The organism is Asticcacaulis biprosthecium C19 (assembly GCF_000204015.1).
GTDB classification, from domain to species: Bacteria; Pseudomonadota; Alphaproteobacteria; order Caulobacterales; family Caulobacteraceae; genus Asticcacaulis; species Asticcacaulis biprosthecius.
In genome coordinates this window covers 2,175,897-2,187,043 of record NZ_GL883077.1, presented here as the reverse complement: position 1 = coordinate 2,187,043, position 11,147 = coordinate 2,175,897, and the positions used below count along the sequence as shown (strand labels likewise).

At 59.1% G+C, this 11,147-nt stretch carries 3 protein-coding genes; all 3 read right to left on the bottom strand.

The genetic code is table 11. The features are described 5' to 3' along the window. Positions 1-369: 369 nt before the first annotated feature. The gene (locus ABI_RS09980; RefSeq protein ID WP_006272813.1) at positions 370-969 is read right to left on the bottom strand and encodes an EF-hand domain-containing protein; all 600 of its coding nucleotides are present in this window, start codon (positions 967-969) and stop codon (positions 370-372) included. A 195-nt stretch (positions 970-1,164) separates the two neighbouring features. Beyond that, entirely contained in the window at positions 1,165-6,756 is a 5,592-nt protein-coding gene (locus ABI_RS09975; RefSeq protein WP_006272812.1) for a M10 family metallopeptidase, read from the bottom strand. Between the two features lie 471 nt (positions 6,757-7,227). Further along, entirely contained in the window at positions 7,228-10,911 is a 3,684-nt protein-coding gene (locus ABI_RS25150; RefSeq protein WP_169313716.1) for a M10 family metallopeptidase C-terminal domain-containing protein, read from the bottom strand. Between the last annotated feature and the right edge of the window lie 236 nt (positions 10,912-11,147).

Below are 11,147 nucleotides of genomic sequence, written 5' to 3'. Positions count from 1 at the left end.
AACCAGCGATGAGTCAAGGTCATCGAGGGTTGGTATAACGCCGCGAAGCGGCCTTACCCGCTCACAGGGGGGGGGAAACCACGCATGAACACGAATGCACACGAATAAAGTGAAAGGAAGGTTTGGAACAGCGAATGAACGCGAATAAACGCGAAGTTTAGGTCCCGCCTGAGAGTTCAATATTGCCCATTCTCGGCCTGAGCGCCTTGGGCGCTCTCTTCATTCGCGCTTATTCGCGTTCATTCGCGGTTCCAAGTCTTATGCGTGTGCATTCGTGTTCATTCGTGGTTTCAAGCCCTTTTCTATCAAAGCCACGGCACGGCGAGTTGAGATATCCGCTTCGGCGGGCGTTCTGCCCGCCGGCTTGACTTACGCCGCGACGGACGTGGTCGTGGTGGTCGCCGTCTGCGTCGACTCCGCCGTGCCGGTATAGGCTTCCAGCGCCGTCATCAGTTCCTGCATCAGCGCCGCCAGCCTGGCCGTTGATGCGGCACTGTCTGTGTCAGATGCCGTCGCATCAGTCGGCGCGTCGCCCGGAGGCGGCGCCTTGCCCGGCCGGCGTGTTTCGTCGAAGGCCGCCTTTTCCTGCGCCGTTACCGTACCGTCACCGTCGACATCCATCTCCGAGAACAGAGCATCGGCCTTGTCGGTGGTCTCATCCGCATGCTTCGTCTGACCGAAGGCCTGCATTTCGCCCTGGCTGATACCACCGTCGCCGTCGCTATCGATGTCCTCGAACGCCGGCGGCGTGAAGCCCTGCCCTTGCGCCTGCTGGACGCCGACCAGACCCGCCAGGGTTTCGTCCGACATCGACAGGCCTTCCGATGCCGCCGGCCGCGGTCCTTGGGGCGGCGGTCCCTTGGGTGGCGGCCCCTGCATCGGCGGTGCGCTGCCCTGCGACGGTGTTGTCGCGAATGACGGGGTGCCAGACGAAAGGCCCGTCGCCCAGATGTTGGAGGTAATGTTCATAAATCTGTCCTCTTCGATACCAGCCCGCCCAGGCCACAAGGATCGACAAAGCGACTTAAGATATTGTTATATTTATACTTATTTCAAAATTGAAACAAAGTAACCACCTAGACTCAATCCGTATATGACCAAGTATAAAACGCAACATGCGGCCCTGTTGCCAGGGCCGCATGCCGTTAGATCTCAAAACGTAACCTACCAGACGATATGCGCCAGAACGTCGGCCTGGGTCGCGGTCAGCACGGTAATGACGTTGCCACCGCCCAGACTGATCAACACATTGGCGCCGCTTTGGGTGACGAGACCGTTATTGGCCACGCCGGCTGTATAGGCGTTGATGTTGATGGTGTCGTTCTGCGCCGCGGAGAAGTCCGTCACTGTATCGGCGCCACTGGCGGTTTCGAACAGGAACAGATCGCTGCCTAGGTCGCCGGTGAGGTTGTCGGCCCCACCCTTGCCGTTCAGCGTGTTGTTCCCGCTATTGCCGGTCAGGCTGTTGGTCAGGGAGTTGCCAGTGGCATTCACATTGGCCGAACCGGTCAGGATGATGGCCTCAGCATAGCGGCCGCTCAGCGAGTAGGTAACCGTCGAATAGATGGTGTCCGTTCCCTCGCCCGACAGTTCTACGACATTATCGCCCGTGTTCTGGATGTAATAGGTGTCATTGCCCAGCCCACCGGTCAGGATGTTGCTGTTGCTATTGCCGGTAAGGACGTTGTTGAGCGCGTTGCCCGTACCACTGATAGCCGCCGACCCCATCAGAGTCAGGTTTTCGACCTCGGCGCCCAGGGTATAGGTCGTCCAGGCTTCAACGGAATCGGCGCCCTGTCCGGCCAGTTCGGTGAGGGTGTCGGTGGGGTCGTCGACAACATAGGTGTCGTTGCCGGTCCCGCCGATCAGGGTATCGATACCGGCGCCGCCATCCAGACGGTCATGACCGCCAGAACCGTCCAGGGTGTTGGCCAGCGTATTGCCGGTCAGCACGTTCGCCAGATTGTTGCCGGTGGCATTGAGCGCCACGGCGCCCGTCAGGGTCAGGTTCTCGATCTGCTTGCCGGCGATGCTGTAGGTCACCCAAGAGAAGACACTGTCGGTGCCAGCGTTCGAAGCTTCGGAAATGGTGTCACCGGCGTTCTGGACGTAATAGCTGTCATTGCCGGTGCCGCCGCTCAGTACGTTGTCGCCGTCATTGCCATACAGGGCGTTGTCCAGCGTATTGCCGGTGCCATTGATGTTGGCGACGCCGGTAAGTATCAGAACTTCCAGGTTGGCGCCAAGCGTCGCGGTGATACCCGACCGCACCGTGTCGATGCCCTCGCTGGCGTTCTCCGTAATCGTATCGCCGGTGCCATTGACATAGGTGTCGTCGCCGGTACCACCGATCAGCGCATCGATGCCGCCCGCGCCGCCATCGAGGTAGTCGGCGCCCCCCAAACCCGTCAGCGTGTTGTCGCCGGTATTGCCGACAATCGTTTGGTTCAGGCTATTGCCCGTGCCGTTGATATTGGCAGACCCTGTCAGCAGCAGGCTTTCGATATAGCGACCGCCCAGGCTGTAGGTGACCGAGGAATATATGATATCGGCCGTACCCTCGCCATTGGCCTCGACGACATTGTCGCCGGCATTGTCGACATAATAGGTGTCATCGCCGGTATTGCCGGTCAACACGTCAGCGCCCGCCCCTCCATCGAGGACGTCGTGGCCGCCTCCGCCGATCAGGCTATTGACGCCGGTATTGCCGTAGATGGCGTTGGCCTGGCCGTTGCCCGTGCCGTTGATATTGGCGGCACCGGTCAGGATCAGGGTTTCGACGTAGCTGCCGGCCAGCGACCAGGTCACGGAAGAATTGACCGTGTCCGTGCCTTCGCCATTGGCTTCCACAACGCTGTCGCCAGCGTTCTGGACGTAGAAGGTGTCGTCGCCAGTGCCGCCCGCCAGGACGTTGTTGCCGGTATTGCCGGTGATGACATTGCCCAGGGCATTGCCGGTACCGTTGATATTGCCGGTGCCCATCAGCGTCAGGTTTTCGACGTCAGCCGACAGGGTGTAGTTGGCCGAAGCCTCGGCCAGGTCGGTACCTTCACCGGCGAATTCGACGATCGTGTCGCCGGTGGTGTTGACAACAAAGGTGTCATTGCCCGTGCCGCCATAGAGGGTGTCGTTACCCGTACCGCCGTCCAACCGGTTGTTTCCGGTGTTGCCATATAGCGTATTGGACAGGCCGTTGCCGGTGCCGCTGTAGTTGCCGGACCCCAGCAGGACCAGAACCTCGGCATTGATACCAGCCAGTGTATAGGTCACCGACGAGCGGACCGTGTCCGTGCCTTCGCCACTGGCTTCGACCACCACGTCAGAGGCGGAGTTGACAACATAGGTATCGTCGCCCGTGCCGCCGACCAGGGTATCGACGCCACCCAGTCCGTCCAGCCAGTCATTGCCGGCACCGGTCTCGATCCGGTTGGCGCCGGCCGTGCCGGATACCGAGTCATTGCCGGCTCCCGTCACGGCGATTTCGAAATTGATATAGAGCTCACCCGCATAATTGGTGAGGCCCGTGATCATGTCCAGAACGTAGTCACCGCTCCACAGGGTGGTGTCGATGGTGTCCGTCGAACTGCCGCCGTCGAGAGTCTCATCGGTACCGAGGCCGGCATACATATAGTCATTGCCGGTCCCGCCGGTGAAGGTGCCCCGGCCCGACGCCGTGATGACGTCGTTGCCGGCCCCGCCATCGACCAGGTCAGCTGCGCTGTAGGTGCCTGCATTGACAGTGTCGTTGCCGGACCCGCCGTTCAGCGTATCCCCACCCAGAAGGCCCGAGATCGAGTCGTTGCCGTTATTGCCTTCGATCAAATTATCCCCATCGGTGCCACTGACAGTTTCCGCGGCTCCCTGGCCAAGATAGTTCTCGAAATTGAGAAGGGTCAGGCTGCCACTGCCATCGGTGTAGGCGCCGGTCGCCAGATCAAAGGCAATCGGCGGGATGCCCCCGGTGATATAGGCCAGGTCCAGGGTGTCGACATCGGCGCCGGCGTCGATATAGCTGGTGTAGTTGAAAATGCCGGTGACGGTGTCGTTGCCGCCATCGCCGTACCAGGCCACCACACCGCCGCTGCTGCTGTGCAGGAAGTCGTTCCCGTCGCCGCCGGAGATTGTGTCGGCACCGCCGCCGCCGTCGATATCGTCATTGCCGGCGGCGGTGATGATGACATTGGCTCCGGCCGTACCGATGATGATTTCCACGGCGTTGTGGCCGGTATAGTTCTCAAAATTCAGAACATTGACGGTACCGTTAGTGGTTGTGTAGGTCCCAAGCGCAAGATTGACCGTTGCCGGCCCGAAGTTGTGCAAGGCCATATCCAGCGTATCGGTGTCTGCGCCGCCATCCCAGGTGTTGCCATACTGGAAGCCGCCACCGATCGTGTCGTTACCTGCACCACCGTCATAGGTTTTATTGGAGAACGCGTCGGAATACAGATAGTCGTTACCGTGCTGGCCGTTGACCGTATCGCTCCCGCCGCTGGAGTTAACATTGTCATTACCAGCGCCGGCATTGATGATGTTGTCGCCGGAGGTACCAACCAGGGTATCGTTGCCTGTGCCGCTGTTCAGGTTTTCGAAATTGACGAACGACTCGGTCGCAAAATTGGTCACACCAGTGACCATGTTGATGGCATAGTCGAAGAAGGCCGTTGACACTTCGAGCAAGTCGATGCCGTCCCCGCCGTCCAGCAGTTCAGGATAACCGCCGGCCGCCCAAACGGTGTCATTACCGACGCCGCCGTAATAGGCGCCGTAACCGGTGGAATAGACGACATCGTCCCCGGCGCCACCATTGATCGTGTCGGTGCCGCCGCCGCCTGCTAAGACATTGTTATAGTCGTTGCCATTGATGACGTTGTTGAGGCTGTTGCCCGTTCCGTCAATGTAGCCAAATCCGAACAGGTTCAGGTTTTCAAAGTTGGCGCCCAGAGTGTGGCTGATCTCGGCCCAGACGAGATCGGTGCCAGCATCGGCGGCTTCCGAGATCACGTCACCGGCCTCCCTGACGACGTAGCTGTCATTCCCGGTCGAGCCACTCAGGGTATCGTTGCCACCGTCACCTTCCAGGTAGTCATTGCCATCTTCGCCGTTCAGGACGTCATTGCCGATCCCGCCGCTGAGCGTGTCATTACCAAAATAGCCCATAAGGAGATCGTCGCCGCCGTCGCCGTAGGCGACGTCATTGTCCGTCCAGCCATCGAGCGTGTCATTGCCAAGCGCACCATACAGCGTGTCATTGCCCGTTGAGCCAAAGCCATAGTCGTCGCCACCATTGCCCTGCAACGTGTTACCGGCCTGGTTGCCATAGATGCTGTCGTTCCCCGAGCCGCCATTGGCGTTCTCGATCAGCGAACGCAGGTCGCCATTGTACAGCAGGGCATTGGCGAGATTTCCCGGCGGGGCGACATTGACGCCGCCATCCAGAGGTCGCAGGTCGACCAGACGGGCCGCGCTCATGGTCGACCAGGCGCCGGGCGCCAGGTTTATCGACTGGTTGTCGGTGAAATTGCTGAAGTCATAAGTGTCGATACCGTTACCGTCCCAGATGGTCCGGAAGATCTTTCCCTGGCCGCCATTGAGCGTCGGTGTCCCCTGGCCGACGCCGTTGACGAACAATTCGCCGGTCGTCACGTTGAAGCTATAGGTCGTGTTGCCGGAATTGAAACCGAACCAGGCGCCATACAGGTACTGCAGCGCGGCGATGTCGTTCTGCATATAGGTCTGAGGCTGGTTGAACTGATCGCCCTGGAAGTCGGAGGCATAGCCTGAGGCCGACCGATAGGTCATAAGAGAATAGGCCCAGCTGTCGTGGGCAGCATCCAGCGCGGCCGAACCGTAACGTGGTCCGGGCCCGTCGACATAGCCGCCAGGCGCCAGGTCGAAGCCCGTATAGTCGGAATGGCCGTGTTTCAGGCCCAGGGCATGCCCGATCTCGTGCATGATCGTGGCCTGGCCCCAGTTGCCGATCTGCGGCGTCAGGTAATAGGGCTGGCCCGTCTGGCCGAACCAGACGTCGCCATCCCAGCTATCGGAACCTGGGAAATTGCCTTCCGCCGAGCCAAGCGACGAGTCCGTCGTTTGCGAGAAGCGCAGGTTGGCGTGGGTGGTGTTGCTCTCGGTCACCTCGGTAAAACTGAGCAGGGTATAGCCGTAGATCAGGCCCAGGGCATAGCGCGTCGCCGTCTGTTGGGCGGCGTTGAACACCACGTGGTTGGTCAGGTAGCCGCTGTCATAATAGGGCGTCTGGTAAAAGCTGCCCGAGGTCGGGAAGCTGTAGGTCAGGCTGGTGCTCGACCATTTGGAGCCGATCAGGACGGCGTCGATATCCTGGTTGCCGCTGAACTCGTAGCGGGCTTGGCCGGCGTCGTAATACTGGGCGATGCGGACCGTCTGGCCGGGCCCTGAAGACCCGTTGACGCCACCGTCCGTGGCGCCGCCGGACATATGGCCGGTATTGTGGGCGCCAGTATAGCTGCCGCCATAGCTGCGATCCGCGGCCGGCGCGGAGATCACCGCAGCCGGAGCCGCTACACCGCGACCATGGTAGCTCTCGGCCGGCACCGATGCCAGCCCTGCCACTAGGCTATCCTCTGCCAGTTTGGGCGCGGTCAGCGCAAAGTTGGACGCTTCAAGCGCAACGAGGGTCGGCGAAGCTGCCGCTGACAGGGCCAGGGCCGAAGCCGATGAGTTGAGACCGGAAGCCTGACCAGCTTCCTCAAAATCGAAACCGAAACGTACGCGCATGGGAGCACCCTCAGGAAATGTGAATTGACAAAAAACAAGGCCGTCCCGCCGGAAGCACACCATCACGGCGTTGCCAAAATCCGACGGTCGGAAAGGACATAGGGACGAAATCGGAAGTCCTTCTTCGATCGTTTAAAATCGAAGGACTTCTGGAAAAGCTTTACACAACGGCAAACATGCCCCCGCCAGAATCCTACACCCGTTGCAGCGTACGGCGAAAGACCGTTTTCTTGTGAAACTTTTATGAATCGCGGTTAACCACAGCTCGATCGTTGTTTTTTCAACAAAAAATCCAACGCCTCGCAGGTCCGGTAAACTATTTGTTACCGTTTCGAAATGGCTTTATTTTCGCCGGCCCTATGTAGCCGGATCGGGTACAATTTGCACGCACATCAAACTTGCGCATTCCGGTTAGTCAAAGGCTTTGCGGCATGACCGCAAAGCCCCGAAACACAATAGATCCGACTTGGATTACCACACCATCTGGGCTTCGACCTGAGCCTCCAGGGCGCCGATCACCGTGATTATATTGCCGCCACCGAGATTGATGACCACGTTCAGCCCGTTCTGAACGACTAAGGCGTTGTTGGCCACACCACCTGTATAGGCGTTGACATGGATGCTGTCGTTATCAGCCGCACTGAAGTCATTAATCGTGTCGGCACCGCTGCCCGTTTGAAACAGGAAGACGTCCGCCCCGAATCCTCCGGTCACAGTATCAGCCCCGCCCTTGCCGTTCAGCACATTGTTGCCGCTGTTGCCAACAAGCTGGTTGGCCAGAGAGTTACCCGTCGCGTCGATATTCGCCTCACCCTTCAGGTAAATGGCCTCGGCAAAACGACCATTCAGCGAGTAGGTCACTGTAGAATAGATGACATCGCTGCCGGCGCCCCCCGCCTCAACGACGTTGTCACCGGTATTCTGAACGAAATAGGTGTCGTTACCCAATCCCCCAGACAGGATGTTGTTGGCCCCATTCCCCGTCAGGACATTGTTGAGATCGTTACCCGTCCCGTTAATAGCGGCCGCGCCGGTCAGTGTAAGCTGTTCGACCTGGGCGCCCAGGGTGAAGGATATCGACGACTCGACCAGGTCAGTGCCGCCGCCCGCCAGTTCTGTCACCGTGTCGCCGGCATGGTCGACGACATAGGTATCGCTACCCGTGCCACCGATCAGGCTGTCGGCCCCCAAACCGCCGTTGAGCCGATCGTGACCACCGCCGCCGTCCAGAACATTCCCACCATTGTTGCCCGTCAGCACATTGCCGACGCCGTTGCCTATCGCATTCAGCGCCGTGTCGCCCAGCAAGGTCAGATTTTCCACCTGCCGCCCGGCCAGGCTCAGCGTAATGGCCGAAAAGATGGTGTCGGTGCCTTCGCCCGCGGCCTCGACCACACTGTCGCCGGCTGTGCTGACATAATAACTGTCATTGCCGAGTCCGCCCGTCAGGGTGTCATTGCCGATCGAACCATCCAGGACATTGTTCCCGGCATTGCCATTCAATCGGTTGCCATTACCATTACCGGTGGCATTAATGTTGGCATTTCCCGTCAGGGTCAGGGTTTCCACCACCCTCCCCGCCAGGGAATAGGAAACGGAAGACCGTATTACATCATTGCCATTGCCCGTGGTCTCTATGACATGGTCCGCGGAACTGTCGACGACATAGATGTCGTCGCCGGCGCCCCCGGTCAAGGTGTCAGCCCCCGCCCCACCATCGACGCTGTCGTTACCCATTCCGGTACTGATGTTATTGCTGGCGTCCGTGCCGATGACACTATCGTTGCCGCCACCCAGGACAGCATGTTCGAAATTGTCGAAATCTTCGAACGCGATATGTGTCAGACCCGTTGAGAGGTTCAGGACATAGTCCAGTTGGTAACTTGTCGTGTCGAGCGTATCCAGGCCTTCGCCGCCATCAAGGACTTCCGCCAGGCCAGCCGTCAGGCCCGCACGGATATAGTCGTTCCCGAGCCCTCCGGCATAGGTCCCTTCGCCGGACGACCAAATGGCATCGTCACCGGCACCGCCATCGGCAAAATTGTCGTTGCTTTCGGCGACACCCGTGTCCAGCGTGTCATGGCCGTCGCCGCCGTAAAGCGAATCTGCGCCACCGCCCCCCACCAGGCTGTCATTGCCGCCATTGCCGTAGATCAGGTTCGCCACAGCGTTGCCATTGACAACATCGTTTTGCTCGCCGGCATTTACGTTCTCGAAATTGACAATGTTAAGCGTTCCGACGCTGGTGGCATAGGTGCCTACGGTAAGGTTATAGGTCGCCGCCCAGTTGTGCAGCGTCATATCGACCAGGTCGACCTCCGTGCCCCCATCCCAGGTTCCGCCATAGGCAAAGGCGCCGCCGATCGTGTCGTTTCCCGTCCCCCCGTTGAGGGCGTGATTGGCATAGTTGGTATTCCAGATATAGTCGTCACCGCCATTGCCATTGATCGTATCGATGCCCCCGCCACCGCCCAGCAGGATGTTATTGTACCCATTGCCATTGATGACGTTGCTGATCGAATTACCCGTGCCATCAATATTGCCCCCGCCAAGCAGCGTGAGCTGTTCGAAATTCGCCGCCAGTGTCTCGCTCACATAGGCATAGACCAGATCTGATCCTCCGCCGGCCGCCTCAAAGAGATAGTCGCCAATATCATCGACCACATAGGTGTCATTGCCCGTCGATCCGACCAGGATATCGCTGCCCGCGCCACCATTCAGATAGTCATTGCCTGCCTCGCCCAACAGTTGGTCGTCGTCATCATCGCCGTTTAGAAAGTCGTTGCCAGAGGCGCCATAGAGCGCGTCCTTGCCATCGCCGCCAAAGACATCGTCATCGCCGCTGCCACCGTTCAGAGTGTCGAGACCCGTGTCGCCATAGAGCCAATCATTGCCAGTGCCGCCATTGATCGTATCACTGCCGCCATTGCCATCAAGCGTATTGGCCGCCTGATTACCAACGATGGTGTCGTGGCCGGATCCACCCTTTGCATTTTCGATCAGGGAACGCGTGTCACCCTCAAACAACAGCGCATTGGCCAGATTCCCCGGCGCCAACGGATCTTCACTGTCGTCCTTTGGCCGCAGATCGACCAGATTCCCCGAACTCATCGTGGACCAGGCGCCCGGATTGAGATCAATCGACTGGTGAGTGTAAAAGTTGCTGAAATTGTAGGTATCAACCCCGTTCCCATCCCACACGGTCCGGAAAATGAGGCCCTTGCCAAACACGTTCAGTTCAGGTGTCCCCTGCCCGACGCCGTCGACAAACATTTCGCCCGTGCCGATATCAAAGGTGTAGGTCGTATTGCCGCTGTTGAACCCGAAATTGGCGCCATACAGGTACTGCAGGGCGGCGATATCGTTCTGCATGTAGGTCTGGGGCTGATTGAACTCATCCCCCTGGAAGTCTGTATCGTAACCTGACGCCGACCGATAGGTCATGACCGAATGCGCCCAATTGTCCTCGGCTGCGTCCAGCGCACGGGTGCCGAAGCGCGGACCGGGCTTGTCAACATAGTCGTCGTCGGTCAGATCGTAGGTGGTGTAGTCCGAATGTCCGTGCTTGAGCCCCATCGTGTGGCCAATTTCATGCAGGATCGTGGTCATACCCCAGTTGCCGACTTGCGGCGTCAGGTAAAAAGGCTGGTCGGTCAGGCCCAACCATACATCGCCATCCCAGCGATTGGATCCCGGGAAATTGCCTTCCGCCGCTTCCAGCGAGGCATCATTGGTCTGCGACAGCCGGATCGTTGCGTGCGTGGCCTCGGTTTCCGTGACTTCGTTGAAGGTCAGCAAGCTATAGCCCGCAATCAGGGCAAACGCGTATCGCGCGGCCCCTTTTTGCACCGTATTAAAAACAACATGGTCCGCCAGGTAACCCGAGTCATAATAGGGCGTGTCATAATAGGCGCCAGAACTCGGAAAGCTAAAGGTCAGGTCGGTGTCGGTCCAGCGCGAGCCGATCAGCACAGCATCGATGCTTTGATCACCACTGAATTCGTAGCGATTTTGTCCAGCGTCCCAATACTGCGACAGCCGCTCGGACATCCCTGAGCTCGAGGCCTCCGTGACGCCCGTGGACGCCGCCGCACCTGCCACAGTCCTCGCCGCAGCTTCCAGGACGGGCGTTGAACTGATCAAGGCACCGCCCATGGCAGCACCTTGCAACGGATTGGAATCCAACAAAGGCCTGAATGATGAGATTGCCGGCGCCTGGCAAGGCGCGGTTGTGGCGATCGCAAGGACCCTGCTGGACGTGTCACTCGCCAGGGCGAGCCCAGACGTCCTACCGACGTCCTCGCCGTCAAACCAGAATTGAATACGCATGATATCTCCCTTGGGAGTCAAATCGTTGTCACACGACGCAACGCGCACTTATACTATCGGCA

Excerpts from the sequence above, each read along its gene's own strand:
- ABI_RS25150 (WP_169313716.1), bottom strand. The coding sequence starts at position 10,911 with ATGGGCGGTGCCTTGATCAGTTCAACGCCCGTCCTGGAAGCTGCGGCG.
- ABI_RS09975 (WP_006272812.1), bottom strand. The coding sequence starts at position 6,756 with ATGCGCGTACGTTTCGGTTTCGATTTTGAGGAAGCTGGTCAGGCTTCC.
- ABI_RS09980 (WP_006272813.1), bottom strand. The coding sequence starts at position 969 with ATGAACATTACCTCCAACATCTGGGCGACGGGCCTTTCGTCTGGCACC.